The following is a 22,669-nucleotide window of genomic DNA, read 5'->3' as shown; positions in this document are numbered from 1 at the left end:
GCATGTCATGAAGAATACGACTGAATTTGCCCAGGGCCGCGCGCTGGATGTCATCTGCCTGGGCCGCCTGGCGGTGGACCTGTATGCGCAGCAGATCGGCAGCACCCTGGAAGACGCGACCAGTTTCGCCAAATACCTGGGCGGCTCGTCGGCGAATATCGCCTTCGGCACGGCCCGCCTGGGCTTGAAGTCCGCCATGCTGTCGAAGGTGGGCGACGACCACATGGGGCGTTTCTTGACGGACACGTTATCGAAAGAGGGTTGCGACGTCAGCCATGTCGGCATCGACCGCGACCGCCTGACGGCCCTCGTCATGCTGGGCATCAAGGATAAAAACACCTTTCCCCTGATTTTCTACCGTGAAAACTGCGCCGACATGGCCATCGAGCCATCCGCCGTCGACGCCGCCTTTATCGCTTCCAGCAAGGCGCTGTTGATCACCGGCACGCATTTTTCGACGGCTACGATGCACGCCGTCAGCACGCAGGCCCTGAAATTGGCGCGCGCCAACAACGTGCGCACCGTGCTCGACATCGATTACCGGCCCGTGCTGTGGGGACTCTCCGGCAAGGCGGACGGCGAAACGCGCTTCGTTTCCAACGACAGCGTGACGCGCCACCTGCAGGCGATCTTGCCGCAATTCGACCTGATCGTCGGCACGGAAGAGGAATTCATGATCGCCGGCGGTGGCGCCGACATCATGGCGTCCTTGCGCGCCGTGCGGGCCGTGAGCGGTGCCACGCTGGTCGTCAAGCGGGGGCCGCTGGGCTGCGCCGTCATCGACGCGGCCATTCCAGCCAGTCTCGATGCGGCTTTCAACTATCAGGGCGTGCGCGTCGAAGTGCTCAACGTGCTGGGTGCCGGGGACGCGTTTCTCTCGGGCTTTTTGAAAGGCTGGCTGCGCGGCGAGGATTACGAAGCGTGTTGCCGTTATGCAAATGGCTGCGGCGCCCTCGTCGTGTCGCGCCACGGTTGCGCGCCGGCCATGCCGTCGCCCGTGGAGCTCGATTATTTCCTTGCCAACGCGGCCAAACTGAGCCGTCCTGACCAGGACGCGACACTGTCCCGCTTGCACCGCACGACGGTGGAGCGCAAGCAGTGGAATGAACTGTGCGTGTTTGCTTTTGATCATCGCACGCAATTTTTCGAACTGGCCCAGCAGGGCGGTAGCGACGAGGCAAAAATTTCACGGCTCAAGCAATTGTTCGTGCAAGCCGTGGGCCAGACGGAAGCGGCGCGTGGCTTGCAGGGCGGCACGGGCGTGCTGATCGATGACCGTTATGGCGTCGATGCGCTCAACGATGCGACCGGGCGCGGCTGGTGGATCGGCCGTCCTGTCGAGATGCCGGGATCGAACCCGCTGCAATTCGACTGGGGCCGCTCGCTGGCGTCGCGCCTGACGCAGTGGCCCAAGGAACACGTGATCAAGTGCCTGGTGCAGTTGCACCCCGACGATACGCCGGAAAACCGCCTGGAACAGGAAGCGCAGATCAAGGGCTTGTACGACGCGGCGCAGATCACGGGGCATGATTTGCTGCTGGAAATTATTCCTGCGAAGTCCTTGCCGCAGCACGACGATACCGTGTACCGCGCGGTGAAACGGCTGTACAACCTGGGCATTTACCCGGAATGGTGGAAGCTGGAAAGCATGTCGGCCCAGCAATGGCAAGCCATCGATGCCCTCGTGCACGAGCGCGATCCGTATTGCCGCGGCGTCGTCCTGCTGGGCTTGAACGCGCCGATTGCCGCCCTGGCCGCCAGTTTTGAGCAAGCCAGTGCCAGCACGACGTGCCGCGGCTTCATGGTGGGACGCACCATCTTCCAGGAGCCGAGCCGCCGCTGGCTGGCGGGCGAACTCGACGATGCGGGCCTGATCGCCGCAGTGCGCGCCAACTTCGAGCAGCTCATTGCCCTGTGGCAGCGCACGCGCAACCGCCTGGAGCGTGCAGCATGAGCGCCACGATCAGATTGACCATGGCGCAGGCTTTAGTCCGCTACCTGGCCGCCTTGCGCACGGAAGAGGGCGATGGTTCCTTGATCCCCCTGTTCGGCGGCGCCTTCGCCATCTTTGGCCACGGCAATGTGGCGGGCCTGGGCGAGGCGCTGTACCAATATCGGGACAGTTTCCCCACGTACCGCGCCCACAACGAGCAGGCGATGGCGCACTCGGCCATTGCCTATGCGAAAGCCCACATGCGCCGGCGCATGCTGGCCGTCACCAGTTCCATCGGCCCCGGCGCCACCAATTTGCTGACGGCCGCCGCGCTGGCCCACGTGAATCGCCTGCCGGTCTTGCTGTTGCCCGGCGACGTCTTCGTCTCGCGCGCGCCGGACCCCGTGTTGCAGCAGCTGGAAGACGCCAGCGACGGCAGCGTGTCGGTGAATGATGCCTTTAAACCTTTATCGCGCTATTTCGACCGCATCGTGTATCCGGAGCAATTGCTGACGGCCTTGCCACGGGCCATCGCCGCCTTGACGGACCCGGCCGCCTGCGGTCCCGTCACGTTATCTCTGCCGCAAGATGTGCAGACGATGGCGTATGACTATCCGGCCGATTTCTTTACTCCGCGCACCGTGCGTTTCCGCGCCGTGCCGCCCGTGGAGCAGGAACTGGAAGAGGCGGCCGCCTTGCTGAAACATGCGAAACAGCCGCTGATCGTGGCCGGCGGCGGCGTGCTGTACGGCAAGGCTGGCGCCGCCTTGCAGGCGTTTGCCGAGCGTCACGGCATTCCCGTGGCGGAAACCCAGGCCGGCAAAAGTTCCCTGCCGTGGGACCATGCGCTGCAGCTGGGCGCCATCGGCGTCACCGGCTCGCCCGCTGCGAATGCCCTGGCGGCGCAGGCGGACGTGGTGCTGGCCGTGGGCACGCGTTTGCAGGATTTCACGACGGGCTCGAACTCCCTGTTTGCGCAAGCGCAACTGGTCAGCCTGAACGTCAACGCTTTCGATGCGCTGAAACGCCGTGGCCTGGGCGTGCAGGCGGACGCGACACTTGGCTTGCAGGGCTTGTCGCGGCACTTGTCTAATTGGAACAGCGCGGGCCAATGGCTGGACCGCGCGCAGCAGGCTGGGAACGCATGGCGCGATACCATCCTGGCCATTACTGGCCAGCGCGAGGTGGACGGCTTGCCGTATGACGGCGAAGTCATCGGCGCCGTGCAGCGCTCTTCACCGGACTCGACCAGCAACGACATCGTCGTTTGCGCGGCAGGCACCTTGCCGGCCGAACTGCACAAACTGTGGCGCACCAGCACGCCGGGCGGCTACCACATGGAATACGGCTATTCGTGCATGGGCTATGAAATCGCCGGCGGCCTCGGCGTCAAGATGGCGAAACCGGATGCCGAGGTCATCGTCATGGTGGGCGACGGCAGTTATCTGATGATGAATTCGGAAATCGCCACCTCCGTCATGCTGGATAAAAAACTCATCATCGTCGTGCTCGACAACCGGGGTTACGGTTGCATCAACCGATTGCAGCAGGCGTGCGGCAACGCGTCATTCAACAACATGTTGCCCGACAGCGCACCCGCCATCGACTTCGCCCTGCATGCACGCTCGCTGGGCGCGCTGTCCGAACACGTGGCCAACATTGCCGAACTGGAACAGGCGATGCTGCGCGCCCGCGCCGCCAGCCGCACCTACTTGATCTGCATCAATACGGACGCCACGCGCACGACCGAGGAGGGTGGTTGCTGGTGGGAAGTGGCCGTACCCGAAGTCTCGACGCAAGCCGGCGTGCAAGCGGCGCGCGCCCGTTATGAACTTGACCGCCAAGGACAACAAAAATGACTACATGGAATGTGAAGATCGGCATCAACCCGATCTCGTGGATGAACGACGATTTACCGTCGCTGGGCGGCGAGACGCCCCTGGAAACGGCCTTGAAAGAGGGCGCCGAGATCGGCTACGTGGGTTTTGAATTGGGCAACAAGTTTCCCAAGGATGCCCCCACCCTGAACGCCGTGCTGGGGAAATACAATCTCGCCTGCGTTTCCGGCTGGTATTCGGGACGGCTGGCGCAGCGGTCCGTGGAAGAGGAGATTGCCGCCGTCGGGCCGCATCTGCGCTTGCTGGCCGGCAGCGGCGCCACCGTCATGGTCTACGGCGAAGTGGCGGACGCCATCCAGGGCGAAGCCCGCCCGTTGTATAAACGTCCGCGCTTCCAGTCGGCGCAGCAATGGCAGGCGTACGCGGACAAATTGACGGCGTTTGCGAAACACTTGCTCGACCACGGCGTGCGCCTGGCTTACCACCACCACATGGGCGCCTACGTGGAAACCCCGGCCGACGTGGACCAGTTGATGGCCTTGACGGGGTCGGAAGTGGGCTTGCTGTTCGACACGGGCCACATCACCTTTGCCGGCGGCGATGCGCTGGCGGTCTTGAACAAGCACATCGATCGCATCTGCCACGTGCATTGCAAGGATGTGCGCCCCAATGTGGTGAAACTGGCGAGAAATGGCCACTGGAGTTTCCTGCAGGCCGTCATCAATGGCGCCTTCAGCGTGCCGGGCGACGGCAGCATCGACTTTCCTGCCATCCTCACGCGCCTGTATTTGCACGGCTACGAAGGCTGGCTGGTGGTGGAGGCGGAGCAAGATCCGGCCGTGGCCCCCAGCTATCAGTATGCCAAGATGGGCCACGATTACCTGGCACGCCTGGTCGACGCGATTCCCCGCCTGGGGCGGGAGGCGGCATGAGCCCGCTGCTGGTCAAGGCTAGGGCCGGTTCGGCCATCGTCGAAGTGACGCCGGAATCGGCCGGCTGGACGCACGTGGGCTTCGCCGCGCACCGGCTGGCGGCAGGCGAACAGCTGACGTTGGAGACGGGTAGCCGCGAACTGTGCCTCGTCGTGCTGACGGGCACGGTGACGGTGCAGGCGGGCGGGCAGACCTGGGAAGCCATCGGCAATCGCCAGAGCGTGTTTGAAGACGTCTCGCCCTACGCCGTGTATGTGCCGCTGGAAACCACGGTCGGCATCACGGCCGTGAGCAACGCGGAAGTGGCCCTGTGCAGCGCACCGGCCACGACCCATCGTCCGGCGCGCCTGATCGACCCGCAGTCGATGACGCGCTCCGTGCGCGGCAAGGGGGCGAACACCCGCTATGTGTGCGACATCCTGCCGCAGACGGCCGAGGCCGATGGCTTGCTGGTGGTCGAGGTGGTCACGCCGTCCGGCCATTCGTCCAGCTATCCGCCGCACAAGCATGACAGCGACAATATCCCGCTGGAAAGTTCGCTGGAAGAAACGTACTACCACCGCCTCAATCCCGAGCAGGGCTTTGCGTACCAACGCGTCTACACGGACGACCGCAGCATCGACGAAGCCATGGCCGTGGAAAACCACGACGTGGTGATGGTGCCCAGGGGTTACCACCCCGTCACCGTGCCGTATGGCTACGATGGCTATTACCTGAACGTGATGGCCGGCCCGAAACGCGTGTGGCACTTTAAAAACGACCCGGCCCATGACTGGCTGATGACGAAATAACAAGGACAAGACAATGACTACCCCGATGATTGGCCACTTTATTGGTGGCAACCCCATGGCCTCGCGTTCCGAGCGCACCAGCGACGTTTTTAACCCTGCCACGGGCGCCGTCACGGCGAAAGTATCGCTGGCGACTGCCGCCGAGCTGAATGCGGCCGTGGCTGCCGCCCATGCGGCCTTTCCCGCCTGGTCGCAAACCTCGCCCCTGCGCCGCGCCCGCGTCATGTTCAAGTTCAAGGAATTGCTGGAAGAACATGCGGATCAATTGGCCGCCCTGATCACGGCCGAGCACGGCAAGGTGTTCACGGATGCCAAAGGGGAAGTGACGCGCGGCATCGAAGTGGTGGAATTTGCCTGCGGCATCCCGCAAATGATGAAGGGCGAATATTCGGAGCAAGTGGCCGGCGGCATCGACGCCTGGTCGATCCGCCAGGCATTGGGCGTCTGCGTCGGCATCACGCCGTTCAATTTCCCCGTGATGGTGCCGATGTGGATGTTTCCGATGGCGATCGCCTGCGGCAATACCTTCGTCTTGAAACCGTCGGAGCGCGACCCGTCGGCCAGCCTGCTGCTGGCGCAGTTGTTGACGGACGCCGGTTTGCCGGACGGCGTCTTCAACGTGGTGCAGGGCGACAAGGAAGCCGTGGATGGCTTGCTGCACCACCCGGACGTGCGCGCCGTCAGTTTCGTCGGTTCCACGCCGATCGCCGAGTACATCTACGCCACCGGCTGCGCGCAGGGCAAGCGCGTGCAAGCGCTGGGCGGCGCGAAAAACCACATGGTCGTCATGCCGGACGCGGACATTCCCCAGACGGTCGACGCCCTGATGGGCGCCGCCTTCGGTTCGGCCGGCGAGCGCTGCATGGCCATTTCCGTCGTCGTGGCGGTCGGCAATGTGGCGGATCAATTGGTTGAGGCGCTGGTGCCGCGCATCGCGGCCCTGAAGATCACGCAAGGCATGGATTTAACAGCGGAAATGGGCCCGGTGGTGACGCAAGTGCACAAGGACAAAATTGCCGGCTACATCGCCACGGGCGTCAAGGAAGGCGCCAAGCTGGTCAGCGATGGGCGCGGTTTCGTCTTGCCCGGCCATGAACAGGGCTTTTTCCTCGGCGGCAGCCTGTTCGACCACGTCACGCCGGACATGACGATCTATAAAGAGGAAATCTTCGGTCCCGTGCTGTGCATCGTGCGCGTGCCCGATTTCGCCACCGCGCTGGACCTGGTCAACGCGCACGAGTACGGCAACGGCACGGCGATCTACACGCGCGACGGCAACACGGCGCGTGAATACACGCACCGGGTGCAAGTCGGGATGGTGGGCGTGAATGTCCCGATCCCCGTGCCGATGGCCTTCCACAGCTTCGGCGGCTGGAAGCGCAGCCTGTTCGGCGACCACCACGCGCATGGCCCGGAATCCGTGCGTTTCTATACGAAACAGAAGGCCGTCACGCAGCGCTGGCCGGCATCGACGGCGGCAGGGGCCGAGTTTGCCATGCCGACCTTGAAGTAAGGTGCGATGGCGGCGCGCAGCGTCAGCGCGCCGCCACGTGGCCGTAGCAGGTTTTCAGTTTTGCATAGTCGTAGAAGACGCTGCCCGGCGCCATGCGGGCGCCGTCGCAACTGGCCTGGAAGTCCGTTTCCTTTTCGTTGTACAGCAGGCGCACGATCAGCTGGCCTGTGTCGTTGCGGTACACATCCCACTGCATGTTGGCCGCCAGCGGCGAGACGTTCTGGCCGCGCCATGGATTCGACTCATAACTGTAGCTGGCCGATGCCGGCAGGGGCGCCAGCGCCTGCTGCAAACCCATGGCCGAAGCGAGCGGAATGATCATTTCGGCGTGCGTGAAACGCAGCTTGGCCGCGTGACGCAAATCTCCGCTGGCCAGCGCATCGACTTCCTTGAAAAAATCCTCGCGCAAGGCCAGCGCGAAGCGCCAAGTCACGCCGCTGCTTTCCGTGGTGGCCGGTCCTTTCTGGTAAAAATCCTCGTGGTCGGCGATATAAGCGTAGTAGCGCGCATCCTCGGCGGGCATGTAGCGGCTGAAATCGGCCGGTACTTCATGGCGCATGCCGGCGGCGATCGCATACAGCTTATACAGTTTCGTCGCGGCCGCATGCAGGCTGCGGATGACGGTCTTGCCGCTGCCCGTCATGGTGCGCGTGAGCTGGCCGTCCGCGCTGGTGAAAGTGTAGCTGCCTGTATCCGCAAAACTGGCGGCGCCGCGCTCAAGCTGGTCGAGGAAGGCGGGCGCAAACAGCCGTTCGAGCACGTGGCGCGCATGCGCGGCCGCTTCCGGCTGCCGCGCTGGTGCATCCATCAGCGCATGCAGCTGCTTGGTTCTTTCATAGTACTGGTAGGCCTGGCTGGCGGCATAGGTGGCGTAATGCGGGTTGGCGCGATCGGCGACAAAATCCGTCTGCGGCGCCAGCTTGTGCGCATACAGCAGGAAGCGGTTCACGCCATCGGGCTGCAATATCGGCTGTACCGCGGCCTTGCGTCCTTGCGGATAAGGCGCCGGTGCGGGCGGCAGGTATAACAAGGGCGCCAGCGCGGGCGCGTGCTCCAGCAGCGACTGCGTAAAAAAGCGCGCACTGTCGCGCGCGCGGTCCACGCCGGAATGGATGGTGACGAGCTGGCGCGGCGCCGTCGCGGCGTCTTGCCCCACTTGCGCGAACAGGGTGGGCAGGCGCGCCAGCATGCGCACGGCCAGTTGCCGGTGTTCCTCGATGCCCGTCTGCGACAGATTGCCGTAGCCGGGCCGCTCGATGTCGGCCACACGGTAACCGAGCAAGGCGTTCGCCTGCATCAGGGCCAGGATGTCGGGTCCCAGTTCGCGCCCCAAAGGCGTGAGCGCATCCTGCGCGGCGGCCTGCCGCCACATCGCATACAGGGCTGCGTCGCTCTTCATGCCGGTCAATCCGCGCGCACCGTGGCGCGCCACCAGTTGTGTGTAGATGGGCTGGAAACCGGCCGGTGGCGTGGCATAGGTGGCCAGGTCCTGCTGCGGCGCATACGGCGCCTTTGTCTGGTAATGGCCTTCCGCGGCCTGGGCGGGAGCGGCGCAGATGGTGAGGGCCAGCAGCATGCTGGACAAGGGGAGCGGTGGGGGCATGGCTATCCGTAAGTGACGTGATTGGTTCTTACGTGCAAGCCTAGCAGCAAACGTCCAACAGGCGGGTACGGCTGCCCGCCTGCATTCGTACTTACTGCGCCACGTGGTCGTAGCACGTCTTCAGCTTCGCATACACATAGAAATGGCTGCCGGCGGCAAAGCGGGCGCCATCGCAGGCGGCCTGGAAGTCCGTTTCCTTTTCGTTGTACAGCATTTTCACGAGCACATTGCCGCCGGCGTCGCGGTACACATCCCACTGCATGTTGGCCGCCATCGGCGCCACGTACAGGCCGCGCCAGCTGCTGTTGTCATAGCTGTAGGTCTGCGCCGCCGGCAGCGCGCCGACGACGTTCTTCAGGCCCATGGCCGTCGCCAGCGGAATGATGGCTTCCGCATGCGTGAAGCGCAGTTTGGCGCCGTGCGACAGGTCGCCGCGCGCGATGGCGTCCACTTCCGTGAAAAAGTCGTCGCGCAGCGCGCGCACGTAGTTCCAGGTGATGCCGGCGCTTTCCGTGGTACCGGGGCCCTTGTTGTAAAAATCCTGGTAATCCTGCACGAATGCCTGGTACTTGGCCGCGTCCGACGGCATGTATTGCACGAAATCGGCTTTCACTTCGTTCGTCATGCCGGCCATGATGGCGTACAGGTTGTACAGCACCGAGGCGGCATCTGCCAGGCCCTTGATGGTGGTGCCGCCGTCGCCCGTGACGGTGTTGGTGAACTTGCCGTCGTCGCTGGTAAAACTGTAGGTACCCGTGTTGGCGAAGCGGTAAGTGCCGTTGTCGATCTTGTCGACGAAGGCCTTGGTGAACAAGCGTTCCAGTACTTCGCGGCCCAGGGTACGCGCCGTGGCATCCGTGTCGATGGCCGTGTATTTGGCCAGGAAGCCGGGGCTTTCCAGGTAGGCCTGATAGGCCTGGCTATCCTGGTAAGTCTGGTAATGGCGGTCGAGGGTGTCGGTGACCAGATCCGTCTTCGGCACCAGCTTGTGCGCATACAGCAGGAAGCGGTTGGTGCCATCGGGCTGCGCCACGGGCCTGCCGGCCGGGTAGCCGGTCGGGGCGGGCGGCAGGGTAATCAGCGGCGCGACGTTTGGTGCCGTGGCGGCCAGCGACTGCGCAAAGTACGCGGCGCTGTCCTTGGCGCGGTCCACGCCGGAACTGACGGTGACGATCTGGCGCGGTGCGCTGGCGGCATTGCTACCCAGTTGCGTGAACAGGGCAGGCAGGCGCGCCAGCATGCGCACGGCCAACTGCTTGTGTTCATTGATGCCCGTCTGCGACAGGTTGCCGTAGCCGGGCGCCGTGATGCCGTCCACGCCGTAGCCGAGCAGCGCGTTGGCCTTCATCAGTTTCAGGATGTCGGCGCCCAGCTTTTGCCCCAGGGGCGTGAGCGCATCGTCGGCTGCAGCCCGTTGCCAGACGTTGTAGAAGGCGGCGTCGTACTTCATGCTCGACAGGCCGCGCGAACCGTGGCGCGCCACCAGTTCGGTGAACACGGGCGCGTAGCCGGCAGGTGCCGCTTCATACGTGGCCGCATCCTGCTGCGGCGTGTAGGGCGTCTTGGTCTGGTAGTAGGTGGCGGGGGCGGCCGGCGTCACGGGCGGCGTTACCGGGGGCGTGACGGGGACGGGCGGCGTATCGTCGCCGCCGCCACAGGCGGCCAGGGAAAGCATCAGGAGGGACAGGGGGAGATGGCGTGCGCGCAGCATGGTGTTTCCTTCAGGTGTGGTTAGCCCAGGCGCGCCGTGCAGATGGCGCACCCAGGACAGACAGGCAGGGGAATGGGTATTACAGCTTGAGGGCTTTGGCCAGGCTGTTGGCGCGCGCATCGCGCTCGCTCAAGGGCGCCAGGCCATGGCGTTCCTCGATGAACTTCAGGATCGACACGGTTTCATATTCGGTATGGTCGATATGCCCGCCTTCGCTGAAGGGCGAGATGACCAGTGCGGGGATGCGCGTGGCCGGGCCGAAGCGGTCGCCTTTCGGTGGCGCCACGTGGTCCCAGAAACCGCCGTTTTCATCGGTGGTGACGATGATGACGGTGTCCTTCCATTGCGGGCCTTCCATGATGGCGCTGATGATGGCCACGCCTTCGTCGTCGCCGGCCGCCACGCTCGATTTATCCATCCCCGGATGCATGTTCTTCTTGCCCATGGGCTTGTAGAACGAGACGGGCGGCAGCTTGCCTGCCTGGACGTCGGCGAGCATGTCGGAGCGGTCCTTCAGGTGCGTGGCGCGCTGCTGCGGGCTGTCGATGAAGCGCTTGAAGTAGGTGAACGGCTGGTGGTGATATGAGAAATCGTCGGCCTTCTTGCCCGATTTGGTCGAGGCGACGGCGATGTCGTAGCCGTCCGCATAATAGACCCAGGAGATGCCCTTGTCCGTCAGGCGGTCGCCGATGGTAGGCATGGTTTGCGGCGGCAGGAAGGTCTGTTTCTTGGCCGGGTCGAACAGCAGCGGGCCCTGCATGGTGTTGACGGCGTAGCCGTCCTGCGTCACTTCCGCTTCCTCGCCCTTCTTGTGGCCCGTGCCGCGCTCATCCTGGGCGACGATGGACTTGGGCGCATTCGGGAACACGGGCGTGCAGGCGCAGGTCAGCCACATGTGGTTGAGGAAGGAGCCGCCGTAGGCGGACTGGAAGAAGCGGTCGGCCAGCGTGTAGCGTTGCGCCAGCGCCCACAGTTTGAGCTTGCTGCCGTCGAAATAGCCCATGGGCAGGGCACCCGTATTGCCCTCGACGACGAAGCGGTCGTTCTTGCCATCGTTGATCTGGCGCTTGTGCGTCCAGAACGCGTGCACGGGACTGGCTGTCTTGTCGCCCAGCGAGACGCTCGGCTCCATGCGGAAGGGCGCGTTGGCGATGTCGGCCTTGAAGCGCTGGTCCAGGCCGCCCTTGTCGAGTGCCACGGCGGGCAGCATGGCATAGGGCTTGCCATCGGGGCCGGTCTGCGTGGTGGTGTCGGGCGCGTGGCCATTGGCGATACCGTCGGCACCGGGGAAGGTGCCGAACAGGTGGTCGAAGCTGCGGTTTTCCATGTACACGACAACGATCTGACCGATCTTCGCCAGCTTCGGATCGGCGGCGACTGCGGCGGCCATATTGCGCTGCGTGCCGACTGGGGTGGTGCAGGCCGCCAGACCGATGGCCCCGGCGCCGAACAGGGCGATTCTTAGAACGTGGTTCAACATAACAGTCTCCTTGACGCGCCTCCGTGGACGGGGCGCTTTTTTAGTGGTGTGGCCAGAACTGGCCTGTTTGAAGGAATTGCACACGTGTGCAGCACGCGTGTGCAAACAGTAACCCGGATTTTTTTTGATGTCAACAAGTACAGGCGGGGGACGAAAAAGTGTGGAAAACGGGGAACGGCGGGCGGTGGCGGGCGGGCAGACGGCGTTGCGCCATCTGCCGCATTGAATGGCTTAGCGTGTCGTGCCGCGCCGCACCAGGGTGACGGGCACTTCCTTCAATCGGCCCGGCATGGCAAATTTTTCCATGCGCTCGACCAGGCTCTTGACGGCGCGGCGCGCCAGTTCGCCCGCGTCCTGGCGGATGGTGGTCAGCTGGTAGGCGTCCAGCGCGGCCATGGGAATGTCGTCGAAGCCGATCACCTGCAGTTGCGCGGGCACGTCGATGCCATACTTGCTGCGCGCCGCGTCGATGAAGCCGCAGGCGATCAGGTCGGTGGCGCAAAAGACGCCGTCAGGCAGCTTGCTTGATGCGAGCAGGGCGTCGGCCGCTTCCTGGCCCGCCTGGTAGCCGATGGCGTCGGCCAGGTATTCGCCGGCCGTGCAGCGCTTCTTCGCCACGGCCGGCGCCAGGTGGTCGAGGAAGGCCTGGCCGCGCGCGATGCCGCTGAAACTGCTGGCGCGCGTGTTGATGAAGGCCAGCCGTTTGGCGCCGCTGTCGAGCAGGGTGCTGGCCGCCAGTTCGCCGCCGTGGCGGTTGTCGCTGTTGACCACGTCCACGCCTTTCAGGTCGCGCGCGCGGTTGATCATGGCCACCGGCACCTGGCGCTGCAGGTATTCCGTGGCGACGGCGGACGGCGGCGAGCCGGACGTCATGATGACGCCGGAAATCTTGTAGCTGAGGAGGATGCGCAGCAATTCGCTGAGGCGCTCGGGGTCTTCCGCATTCATCAGCAGCGGCACCAGCGCATGTTCGCTCAGGCTGCGCGTGACTTCGCCCAGCAGGGCCACGCGGAACGGGTCCGTGAAACCCGTGATGACGACGCCGACCAGGTTGCTTTGTCCCTGGTTCATGCTGCGCGCCAGGATGTTGACCTGGTAGCCCAGCGATTGTGCGGCTTCCATCACGCGGGCCCGCGTTTCGGGCGCCACGCTGGCGCCGGGTGTGAACGTGCGCGAGACGGCGGAGCGGGAGACGCCGGCCCGTTTGGCGACGTCCACCGAAGTGACCCAAGACTTGTCTTTTTGTTCCATTGACGGTGTAGATGAATGAGAGGCCGATGCACGATGCGGTGCGGCGCAATGCCGCGCCATCATCTTAGCCGAAAATCCCGGCCGCGGCGCGAACTGAATGCCAGTCCCGCGCCTTGGCCATCGTGCCGGTGCTCAGCTTCTCAATCGCCTTACCACTTCGGCGTGTACTTCAGGGTGAACTGCACGTTGCGCGGGTCGCCATAGTAGTTATTCGACCCGGTGGTATTGTAGGCCGGGATGATGTAGCTCTTGTCGAAGACATTGTTGACGTTCAGCGACAGGGCCACTTGCGGCGTGGCTTGCCAGGCCATGCGTGCATTCCAGATCGATACGCCGGCAACCTTGAAGGTGCTATTGGTATCGAGCGTATGGCTTTGCGTGTTGACGCCGGCGCCCACGCTGAATTTGTCCCAGGCGCCGGGCAGCGTGTAGCTGGACCACACGCGCAGCATGTGCTTGGGCGTCCAGGTGGAAAAGACCTTGCCCTGCTCGTCCGGGTCGTTCAGATAGGTCGTCGTCGTATAGGCGTAGCCGGCCGACAGCTGCAAGCCGCGCGCCACTTCGCCCGACACTTCCGCTTCCAGGCCCTGGCTGCGCACCTTGCCCGAGGCGCGCGAGCAGTACTCGTTATCGCACACCATGCCCGCGTCATAGTCGAACACGGCACGGTTCTTGTGGTCGTAGCGGAACACGGCCAGCGAGGTGTTGACCTTGCCATCCATCAGCCCACCCTTGATGCCTGCCTCGTAGTTGGTGCCCGTGATGGGCTTGAGGACCTTGTCTTGCGCATCGCGGATACTTTGCGGCGTGAAGATGTCGGCATAGCTGGCGTAGGCCGACCATTGCGGATCGAGCGCGTAGATCAGTGCCGCCGATGGCGTGAACTTGGCGGTGGTGTTGAGCTGCTCTTCAGGACCTTTGGGTGTCGCATACACGAAGTCGTACCAGCTGAAGCGTCCACCCAGCACGGCTTTCAGCTTGCTGGTCAGCTGTCCGTTCCAGCTGCCATACAGGCCTTTCTGGCGTATTTCGTAGGTGCTGACGGGACGCACGCCCTTCGGGCGCGCGGCGATGCTGTCGAGATCTTGCCATGGACGGTTGTGCCTGATGTTGAAGACGTCCGCACCGGATTCCCAGGCGCGGGCGTAGACGTCGTCCGACGCCATCGTGACATAGCTGGCGCCCACGAGGACTTCCTGCGCGATGCCCAGGCCGTCAAATTTGCCGCGCACGTAGGTGTCGATGCCGCGCTTGCGGTTGTCGAAATCCATGCCAAAGTCGGCATAGCTCGCGCCGCTGCCGTCGGGATTGATGGGCAAGGCCACGCGCTGGTGCACGGAGCCGGTGTTTTCCTTCATGTTCACGGCGGATGCCTTCAGGCTCCACTGGCTGTTGAAATGGTGTTCCAGGTCGAGATACACGTTGGTTTGTTTGGCTTCGCTGCGGTTCCAGTCTGCGCCCGTGAAGGTGGAGCGGGGCAGGTTCAGCGCGCTGCCGTCCGCGTAGCGGGGCAGGCCGATAAAGGTGGGACGGCCGTGGTCGTTGACGTTGCTGATGGCCAGGCCCAGGGTGGTGGCCGGTCCCAGGTCGTAGTCGAGCGCCGCGTACAGGGTGCGGTTCTGGCTCCACACCTGGTCGACGAAGGAATGGGTATCGTCTTCATCGACGATGGCGCGTCCGCGCAGGCTGCCGTCCGCATTCAGGGGCATGCTCACGTCGAGCTGGGCGCCGTAATGGTCCCACGAGCCGGCGCGCGCCGTCATGCTGACACTGCGCTCGGCGGTCGGGCGCTTGCGCACCAGGCTGACGGAGCCGCCGGGACTGCCCGTGCCGACCAGCATGCCCGAGGCGCCGCGCAGCACTTCCAGGCGGTCGTAGATGACCATGTTTTCCTGGCCCCAGTTGCCCAGCGCATAGGTGTTGCGGTCGATGGGCACGCCATCGTACTGCCATTGGTCGATCTGGAAGCCGCGCGCCGTGATCACCACGCCCGGTCCCACGCCATGCACGCCTACCACGCCGGTGACGTTGTTGACGGCTTCGCGCAAGTCCGTGATGCCCTGGTCGTCCAGGCGCTGGCGCGTCAGCACGCTCACGGATTGGGGGATGTCCTTCATCGATTGCTCGCCCTTGCCGATGGTGAGCTTGCGCGCCGTGTAGGAGCCGCTGCCTTCCGTGGTGGCGCCTTGCTCGGCCTGGCCAACGATGGTAATCGAGGGCATGGTGCGTTCGGCCGCTGAAGCAGCGCTGATCGCCGCCGTGGGCGGGGACGCCGGCGCGGCCACCAGCACATAGCCGGTCGGCGTCTTGCCGATGGCGTAGCCGCTGCCGCGCAGCAGCACGGCGAAACCGTCATTGATGGCGTAGCTGCCTTGCAAGCCTGCACTGGTCAAGCCCTGCACCCGGGATGCATCGATGACGATGGACACGCCCGCCTGCTGCGCATAGCGGTTCAGGGCGCCGGCCAGCGGGCCGGCGGGGATGGCGTAGCTGGCGACAGCCGGGGCGGTCTGGGCGACTGCCTGGGCGTGCAGGCCGGCGCTTGCCAGCAGCATGGCCGCCAGGGCGAGCGGGCGCAGACGCGTGCGCAGGGTGTTCGGGGAGGAAACGGCAACGACTTGAGCGTACATGGGGACAGCCTTTTTTGAATGATCTCAGCTGCCTTGACGCACGAGATGCGCAAAGTGGAACCGCGAACGCACAATTTCTTATTTATTTTTTGCGGGGCCGCTGGCGGGGACATCGACCATCACCAGGTAGCGCGTCAGCATGCGGATGCGCAGTTGCGGGAAATTGTCGATCAACAGCTGCAGCGCCTTGTCCGTGTCGTCCAGCGGCAGCACGGCGGCCACACGGATGTCGGCGATCTGCGCGCGGTCGTAATGCAGCTGGCCGGGACGGTGGCGCGCCAGCTCGTCGAGCACCTCGGCCAGCGGCAGGTCGTCGACCACCAACTGGTGCGCGCGCCACGCTTCCTGCACGCTGGCCGTATCGATGGCCGTGATCGGCCCCACTCCATCGTCCGTGATGCGCGTGCGTTGGCCCGCCTGCACCACGACGGCCGGATGTTGCGGCACTTGCGCCAGCACTTTGGACTCCAGCATGCTCAAGATGGTGGCGCCGTCTTCCCTGCGCACGCTGAAACGCGTGCCCAGGGCGCGGATCGCCGCCTGTCGGCTGTCGACGATGAAGGGGCGCTGCGCATCCTTGGCCACGTCGACGAGAATGTCGCCCTGCACCAGTTCCACATGCCGTTCGCCCGCATTGAAGTGCACGTTGACGGCGCTGTTGCCGGCCAGGGTGATCCGGCTGCCATCGGCCAGGGTGTACGTGGACCATTGTCCCGTGGGGCTGCGCAGGTCGGCCAGCAGGTAGGCGGGGCGTTCGCTGAAGGCCAGCGCCCCGGTCAGCGTCAACACGGCCACGGCGCTGGCCGCGGCCAGCTGGCGCAGACGCTGGCGGGGCTTGGGTGCGATGGCGGCCAGGGCGGCGCGCGCGGGGCGATGGTCGCCGCCGGCCGGCTCGCGCACGGCGTTCAATTGACGCAGCAGGTTTTCCATGCCGGCGGCCGCCGTCGCGTGTAGTGGGTCGGCGGCCTTCCATGCGGCGAAGCCGGCCTGCGCGGTGTCGCGTTCGGCCGGGTCGTCGGCGCTCAGGCGCACGATCCACCTTGCGGCCTGTTCGGCGGCGATATCCGTGCGTGGGCTATTCATGCCGCCAGGGCCGGGCAGGCGTGGCGGCAGGCCAACAAGGCTTGCACCAGGTATTTTTGCACCATGCGCGTGGAGACGTTCAGTTGTGCGGCGACAGCGGCCTGCGGCTGCTCTTCCAGGTAGTGCAGCAAAAAGGCGTCGCGCGCCTTGGCGGACAAGCCGGCCAGCGCCGTGGCGATCTGCTCGAGCGCCTGCACGGCCATCAGGACTTCATCCGGCGAGGGTGCGCCGGGCAGGCTGTCGGCCAGCAGGGCCAGTTCCGCCAGGTAGCTGCGCTCGAGTATCTGGCGGCGTGCGCGGTCGAGCAGCAAGCGCTTTGCCGTCGTCGACAGGTAGGCGCGCGGCTCGCGCATGCCGAACAGCGCGTCGCGCGAGGCGATGATGCGCACAAATGTATCTTGCGCCACGTCGGCCGCACCATGCGGGCAGCTGAGTTTTTTGCGCAGCCAGCCGACCAGCCAGCCGTGATGCTCGCTGTAGAGCGACTGCACTTGCTGTTGCAGGCTGGGCTGGATGGCGGACATGGGCGACGAATAATATAAATGAGAATTATTCTCATTGTAAGCGCCAGCGGCGGATTGCCACAATCCCCGATTGCATGTGGATGGGGCTGGTGTTGCGTACAGGCCGCACGCGAGGCGGCACCGGAAATGAAAATACCCGCCGCTGCACGGGGCAGAGGCGGGTATTTTCAATACTGCAAATTCTTGGTGGTGATAGGTGGACTTGAACCACCGACCCCAGCATTATGAATGCTGTGCTCTAACCAACTGAGCTATATCACCAAACAGACCGGTCAGACCGGATGCTCGTTTTGACCAGGCGAAACCTGATCGATGTTCTTTGGTGGTGATAGGTGGACTTGAACCACCGACCCCAGCATTATGAATGCTGTGCTCTAACCAACTGAGCTATATCACCCAACAGCCGAGCATTATCCAGTCTTCCCTTTTTCTTGTCAATGCCGGCGCAAAAAAATGTGCGTTTTTTTCACGCGCCGGCGCTGGCGTGATTATTTTTGTAACGCCGTCAGCAAGGGCTGGATTTGCGCCAGCATGGCCGCGGCCGGATCGGGCCCCAGGCAATCGATGACGATGCGTTCCGGCATGGAGCGTAGCCAGGTCAGCTGACGCTTGGCCAGCTGGCGCGTGGCGATGATGCCCGTTTCGCGCAAGGCGGCGCGGTCGATACGGCCGTCCAGGTAATCCCAGGCCTGGCGGTAGCCCACGCAGCGCATCGAGGGCAAGCCCGGATGCAGGTCGCCGCGGCGGCGCAGCTGCTCCACTTCATCGAGCAGGGCGTCGTTTTTCAGCATGAGGTCGAAGCGCGTGGCGATACGCGCGTGCAGCACGGCGCGGTCCGACGGTTCCAGCGCGAACGATTGCAATTGAAATGGCAGCACGGTTTTTTCGCGCCGGTCCAGCAGGGCCGACATGGGCTGGCCGGACAGGGCGATGATTTCCAGCGCGCGTCCGATGCGTTGCGCGTCCTGCGGCGCCAGGCGCGCGGCCGTGACGGGGTCTTGCTGCGCCAGGCGCGCATGCATGGCGGGCCAGCCGATGGCGGCCGCGTCCTCTTCCAGCTGGGCGCGCAAGGCAGGATCGGCGCCGGGCAAGTCGTCGAGGCCATCGGCCAGGCCCTTGAAGTACAACATGGTGCCGCCGACGAGCAGCGGCAGCTTGCCGCGCGCCGTGATCTCGGCCACCAGGCGCAGGGTATCGTTGCGGAACTGCGCTACCGAATACGCGTCGAGCGGGTCGATGATGTCGATCAAATGATGCGGTACCTGGGCCAGTTCTTCCTTCGATGGCTTGGCCGTGCCGATATCCATGCCCCGGTAGACGAGGGCGGAATCGACGGAGATGATCTCGGACGGGATGGCTTGCGCGATGGCCAGCGCACTGGCCGTCTTGCCGCTGGCCGTGGGGCCCATGATGGCGACGGCCAGGGGGAGGTGTGGGGTGTTTTGCATGTTGGTTTTGTATGATGTGGTGCAAAAGAGACTGGCAAAACGTTCAGGGCAAGGCGCATTGCCGAAGACAGTACGACCAGTACGGCGAGGCAGTGCAACGCCGCCATGGGCGTTTTTCAGGCTCTTTTATTGGCCGCGCAGGAACAGTTTGTCGAGCGCGTTGATCTCGACCTGCACCCACGTCGGCCGGCCATGGTTGCACTGGTCTGCGCGTTCCGTGCTTTCCATCTGGCGCAGCAGGGCATTCATTTCCTGTACCGATAAAATCCGGTTGGCGCGCACGGCCGTGTGGCAGGCCAGGGTGCCCAGCAATTCGTTCTGGCGCTCGATCAGCACGCGCGAGCCGCCGTATTCGCGCACGTCGCGCAGTACGTCGCGCGCCAGCGTTTGCGCGTCTGCGTTTTTCAGCAGGGTCGGCACGGAACGCACGGCCAGGGTGGTGGGCGACAGGGCAGCGATGTCGAAGCCCAGCGCCTTCAAGGTGTCCTGGTTTTCATTCGCCGTCGACACTTCGATGGCGTCCGCATAAAACGTCACGGGGATCAGCAAGGATTGCACCTGCATGTCCTGGCCGGACACCTGCGCCTGCAGCGCGTTTTTCAGCTGTTCGTACAGGATGCGCTCATGCGCCGCGTGCATGTCGACCAGCACCAGGCCCTTGGTATTTTGCGCCAATATATAAATGCCGTGCAGCTGGGCCAGGGCAAAGCCCAGCGGATATTCTTCGCGCGCCATCGCTTCAGGCGAGGCGATGTAGGGCTCCGCCTGCGTGATGGGAGAACTGGCAGCGCCGCCGCCGAACAGGGCGCCATACGACGCTGTGTCTTGCGCCACGCCTGGTGCGTCGGCAAAGAAGGGGCGGGCCGCGCCGGGCGAGGTGGGCGCGAAGGTATTCGTAAATTGCGCGCCGAACGAGGTTTGCGTCTGTTCGCGGCGCCAGATGCCAGGTCCACCCAAACCCGCGCCCGCGGTATCACCGCCGAGGCTGGAGGCGGCCGGCAGGGGCGCCGGCACGCTGCCGAAGGCCGTGGCCGACGTTTGCGCCAGCGCGCGCTGCACGGCGTGGAAAACGAATTGGTGCACGGAGCGGCTGTCGCGGAAGCGCACTTCGATCTTCGACGGGTGCACGTTGACGTCGACCAGCGCCGGATCGAGGTCGAGCGCCAGCACGTAGGAGGGAAAACGGTCGCCGTGCAGCACGTCCTGGTAGGCCATGCGCACGGCGTGCACCAGCAGCTTGTCGCGCACGAAGCGCCCGTTGACATAAAAGAACTGGCCGTCGGCGCGCGCCTTGGACGCCGTCGGCAAGCCGGCAAAGCCGTGAATGCGCAAGGTGCCGGCCGATTCGTCCAGCGCCAGGCGGGCTTCGGCGAAGTCATTGCCAAGGATGTGGGCGCTGCGCTTGGCCAGTTCGCTGATATTCCACTGGTCGATGGTGCGGCCGTTGTGCGACAGCGAGAACGATACGTCCGGCCGCGCCAGGGCGATGCGGCGCACGACTTCGGCGCAGTGGCCATACTCCGTCTGTTCCGATTTGAGGAATTTGCGCCGCGCGGGCGTGTTGAAATACAGGTCTTGCACGTCAACCGTGGTGCCGTGCGCGCCTGACGACGGCGAAACGCTGCCATTGTGCGAGCCGACGATTTCCCAGGCGTGGGCCGCGTCGGCCGTGCGCGACGTCACGGTGACGGCGGCGACCGACGCGATCGAGGCCAGCGCTTCGCCGCGAAAGCCCAGCGTGCCCACGTTTTCCAGGTCGTGCAGGGACGCGATCTTCGACGTGGCGTGGCGCGCAAGGGCCAGCGGCAGCTGATCTTTATCAATGCCGCGCCCGTTATCGGTAATCGCGATGCGTTTCACGCCCCCTTCTTCCAGCCGCACCGTGATCTGCGTGGCGCCCGAGTCGAGCGCGTTTTCCAGCAACTCCTTGACGACGGCGGATGGCCGTTCGACCACCTCGCCGGCGGCGATTTGCGAAATCAACTGGTCAGGCAGGGCCTGGATCGGGCGGTGGGGCGTGATGGGAGCGTTCATCCCCTGATTATAACGGGTTGCGAATTGCCGGGCACCGGCTACTTCGCCACCTCCCGCACCGGTATCGGCGCATTGCACACGTCGACATGGCCGGCCGTGACCTTGCTCCACGGGCCGCCGCGGTGGCGCTGGGCTTCCAGCACGGCCTGGTAGGCGGCGCTGTCGGTGCGCATCACTTCCAGATTGCTGCGCTGCGCCAAAGGCACGCTGGCAGCCAGGCGGATGGCCTTGATCGGCACGTTTTTCTCGGGGCTGTCATAAAAGCCCATGGAACCCGTGCCGCGCGGCAGGGTGGACAGCAATGGCATGCCGGAGACGACTCTGCCGACGACGGTGATGTCGCGGTCCAGGTGGCGCGGCGACTGGCCGATGACGGCGTACAGCTCCGTGCCGCCGCCGCTGTCGCTGGCGCTGTCGCGCCCCACGCCCACGGTGGCATAGCAGTGCGTGAGCCAGGCCGTGCCGGTTTTCGGATCGCGCGCGGACGGGAAACCGTTCGAATGGCCGACTTGCGGCGCATAGCCATCGACGTCCGGCAGGCGCGTGAAGTTCTTGACGTTTGTCAAAGGTACCGTAAATTCGCCGGGCAGGGTGCGCTGGGCATGCTGGATCGGTTTTGGATTTTTCTCGTTCGGATCGCCCCACTGCGCCACCCAGTTGTCCTGCGCCCGCGTGATGGCCAGGCCGTCGTAATACTGCTCGGCCACCAGGGCCTTGATGTTGGCTACGTGTTTCGGCGCGAAGTCCGGCGCCAGTTCGATCACCACGCGGCCGGCGGGAATGTCCAGGTACAGGGTGTTGTCCGGGTCCAGCGCACGCCAGTCGGACGGCTTCGAAGCCTTGATCACGTCGGCCAAGGTCGCCTTGGCGGGCAGTTCGGCGGGCGCCTTGATCTGGACGGGCGCCGCGTGGGCAGTCAGATGTGCAAGGCCCAGTACGGTGGCCATGGTCAGGCCGCTCAGTGGGTGTCGATACATGTTTTCTCCTGGTCGACGCGGGTTGCGCCGTGCAGAAAGTGTATACCGGAATGCCAATATTTCGTTGGAAAAACATTGCATATGGCAATCCTGGCAGTTGCCTGCCGATAAGGCGCTTCCTTAACCTTTACTTAAAATGCCACGCCGCCAAGGGCGCTGCCGAATTAATCACGAAATATCGGCCTGGGGACTGCCGTTGCGCTGGCCGGGTGGTGTATGATTCCGCCGCTACCTTTAGGGAAAAATATATGGATTTTGTGCAATTCCTCGACATGATCGTGCATGTCGACAAGACGCTGGGTCTCTTGATCGAGCAGTACGGTACCCTCGTGTATGCGGTGCTGTTTGCCATTATTTTTTGCGAGACAGGCCTCGTGGTGCTGTTTTTCTTCCCTGGGGATACCTTATTGTTTATCGCCGGCGCGTTTTGCGCGACGGGACAGATGCACCTGGGCTTGCTGATAGCCTTGCTGGTGACGGCCGCCGTCACGGGCAACACGCTCAATTACTGGATAGGCGAGGCCATCGGGCAAAGGGTGTTTACCCACGATTACCGCTGGATCAACAAGGATGCCATGCGCCGCACGCATGAATTCTTTGAAAAGCACGGCGGCAAGACCATCATCCTGGCCCGTTTCGTACCGGTGGTGCGCACCTTCGCGCCGTTCGTGGCTGGCATTTCCGACATGACGCATGCGCGCTTCCAGATGTACAACGTGACGGGCGCCCTGTTGTGGGTGGTCGGTCTGGTGACGGCCGGTTACTTCTTCGGCAATATCCCATGGATCCGAGACCACCTGACCTTGATCGTGCTGATCGGAGTCGGCGCCGCCGTCGTGCCGGTGGTACTGGGCGGCATGTGGAAACTCTACAAGCGCATGGTCGGCAAGTCGGCGTAAGGCCGCATGGATCCGGGGCCAG

16 protein-coding genes and 2 tRNA genes are annotated in these 22,669 nt (G+C 64.2%); 6 read left to right on the top strand and 12 right to left on the bottom strand.

What is annotated here, in order from left to right:
* Positions 1-7 precede the first annotated feature (7 nt).
* The 5 genes from iolC to O0879_RS15240 are packed head-to-tail and all read left to right on the top strand — an operon-like array spanning position 8 to position 7,007.
* A complete protein-coding gene (gene iolC / locus O0879_RS15260; RefSeq protein WP_289917222.1) occupies positions 8-1,954 on the top strand; it encodes a 5-dehydro-2-deoxygluconokinase in 1,947 nt (648 codons plus the stop codon).
* Positions 1,951-3,792: a 3D-(3,5/4)-trihydroxycyclohexane-1,2-dione acylhydrolase (decyclizing) gene (gene iolD, locus O0879_RS15255; protein WP_289917220.1), complete on the top strand. Its 1,842-nt coding sequence runs from the start codon at positions 1,951-1,953 to the stop codon at positions 3,790-3,792. The genes iolC and iolD overlap by 4 nt, the downstream gene beginning before the upstream one ends.
* Positions 3,789-4,703, top strand: coding sequence for a myo-inosose-2 dehydratase (gene iolE / locus O0879_RS15250; protein ID WP_289917219.1), 915 nt, complete (start codon positions 3,789-3,791; stop codon positions 4,701-4,703). The genes iolD and iolE overlap by 4 nt, the downstream gene beginning before the upstream one ends.
* Complete coding sequence (gene iolB / locus O0879_RS15245) at positions 4,700-5,494, top strand: 5-deoxy-glucuronate isomerase (protein WP_289917217.1); 795 nt, start codon at positions 4,700-4,702, stop codon at positions 5,492-5,494. Before iolE ends, iolB begins: the two co-directional genes overlap by 4 nt.
* A 13-nt stretch (positions 5,495-5,507) precedes the next feature.
* The gene (locus O0879_RS15240) at positions 5,508-7,007 is read left to right on the top strand and encodes a CoA-acylating methylmalonate-semialdehyde dehydrogenase (protein ID WP_289917214.1); all 1,500 of its coding nucleotides are present in this window, start codon (positions 5,508-5,510) and stop codon (positions 7,005-7,007) included.
* A gap of 22 nt (positions 7,008-7,029) precedes the next feature.
* Here the strand turns inward: O0879_RS15240 and O0879_RS15235 are convergent, their stop codons facing one another.
* The 12 genes from O0879_RS15235 to O0879_RS15180 all read right to left on the bottom strand — a co-directional run bounded on the left by O0879_RS15235 (position 7,030) and on the right by O0879_RS15180 (position 21,748).
* Entirely contained in the window at positions 7,030-8,610 is a 1,581-nt protein-coding gene (locus tag O0879_RS15235; protein ID WP_289917212.1) for a histidine-type phosphatase, read from the bottom strand.
* 91 nt (positions 8,611-8,701) lie between these two features.
* Entirely contained in the window at positions 8,702-10,321 is a 1,620-nt protein-coding gene (locus tag O0879_RS15230; protein WP_289917210.1) for a histidine-type phosphatase, read from the bottom strand.
* 79 nt (positions 10,322-10,400) lie between these two features.
* Positions 10,401-11,801 (bottom strand): alkaline phosphatase family protein, encoded by a 1,401-nt coding sequence (locus O0879_RS15225; RefSeq protein WP_289917209.1) that lies wholly within the window; start codon positions 11,799-11,801, stop codon positions 10,401-10,403.
* A gap of 231 nt (positions 11,802-12,032) precedes the next feature.
* Positions 12,033-13,019, bottom strand: a complete 987-nt coding sequence (locus O0879_RS15220; protein WP_289917208.1) for a LacI family DNA-binding transcriptional regulator — start codon at positions 13,017-13,019, stop codon at positions 12,033-12,035.
* Positions 13,020-13,201: 182 nt separating this feature from the next.
* Positions 13,202-15,682 (bottom strand): TonB-dependent receptor, encoded by a 2,481-nt coding sequence (locus tag O0879_RS15215; protein WP_289917206.1) that lies wholly within the window; start codon positions 15,680-15,682, stop codon positions 13,202-13,204.
* A 78-nt stretch (positions 15,683-15,760) separates the two neighbouring features.
* Positions 15,761-16,765, bottom strand: a complete 1,005-nt coding sequence (locus O0879_RS15210; protein WP_289917204.1) for a FecR domain-containing protein — start codon at positions 16,763-16,765, stop codon at positions 15,761-15,763.
* A complete protein-coding gene (locus tag O0879_RS15205) occupies positions 16,762-17,289 on the bottom strand; it encodes a sigma-70 family RNA polymerase sigma factor (RefSeq protein WP_251351776.1) in 528 nt (175 codons plus the stop codon). The genes O0879_RS15210 and O0879_RS15205 overlap by 4 nt, the downstream gene beginning before the upstream one ends.
* 184 nt (positions 17,290-17,473) lie before the next feature.
* Positions 17,474-17,550: transfer RNA gene (locus O0879_RS15200), tRNA-Met, on the bottom strand.
* Positions 17,551-17,609: 59 nt separating this feature from the next.
* Positions 17,610-17,686 (bottom strand) — tRNA-Met (locus tag O0879_RS15195).
* A 91-nt stretch (positions 17,687-17,777) separates the two neighbouring features.
* Entirely contained in the window at positions 17,778-18,737 is a 960-nt protein-coding gene (gene miaA, locus O0879_RS15190; protein WP_289917201.1) for a tRNA (adenosine(37)-N6)-dimethylallyltransferase MiaA, read from the bottom strand.
* A gap of 126 nt (positions 18,738-18,863) precedes the next feature.
* A complete protein-coding gene (gene mutL / locus O0879_RS15185; RefSeq protein WP_289917199.1) occupies positions 18,864-20,771 on the bottom strand; it encodes a DNA mismatch repair endonuclease MutL in 1,908 nt (635 codons plus the stop codon).
* Between the two features lie 38 nt (positions 20,772-20,809).
* Entirely contained in the window at positions 20,810-21,748 is a 939-nt protein-coding gene (locus tag O0879_RS15180; RefSeq protein ID WP_289917195.1) for a peptidylprolyl isomerase, read from the bottom strand.
* 248 nt (positions 21,749-21,996) lie between these two features.
* Between O0879_RS15180 and O0879_RS15175 the strand changes: the two genes are divergently transcribed.
* Positions 21,997-22,647, top strand: coding sequence for a VTT domain-containing protein (locus O0879_RS15175; protein WP_071075583.1), 651 nt, complete (start codon positions 21,997-21,999; stop codon positions 22,645-22,647).
* The last annotated feature ends 22 nt before the right edge of the window (positions 22,648-22,669 follow it).

This window comes from Janthinobacterium sp. SUN120 (assembly GCF_030397735.1).
GTDB lineage: Bacteria > Pseudomonadota > Gammaproteobacteria > Burkholderiales > Burkholderiaceae_D > Janthinobacterium > Janthinobacterium kumbetense.
Note: the sequence above shows the minus strand (reverse complement) of the source record. Positions and strands in the feature narration are given on the sequence as shown.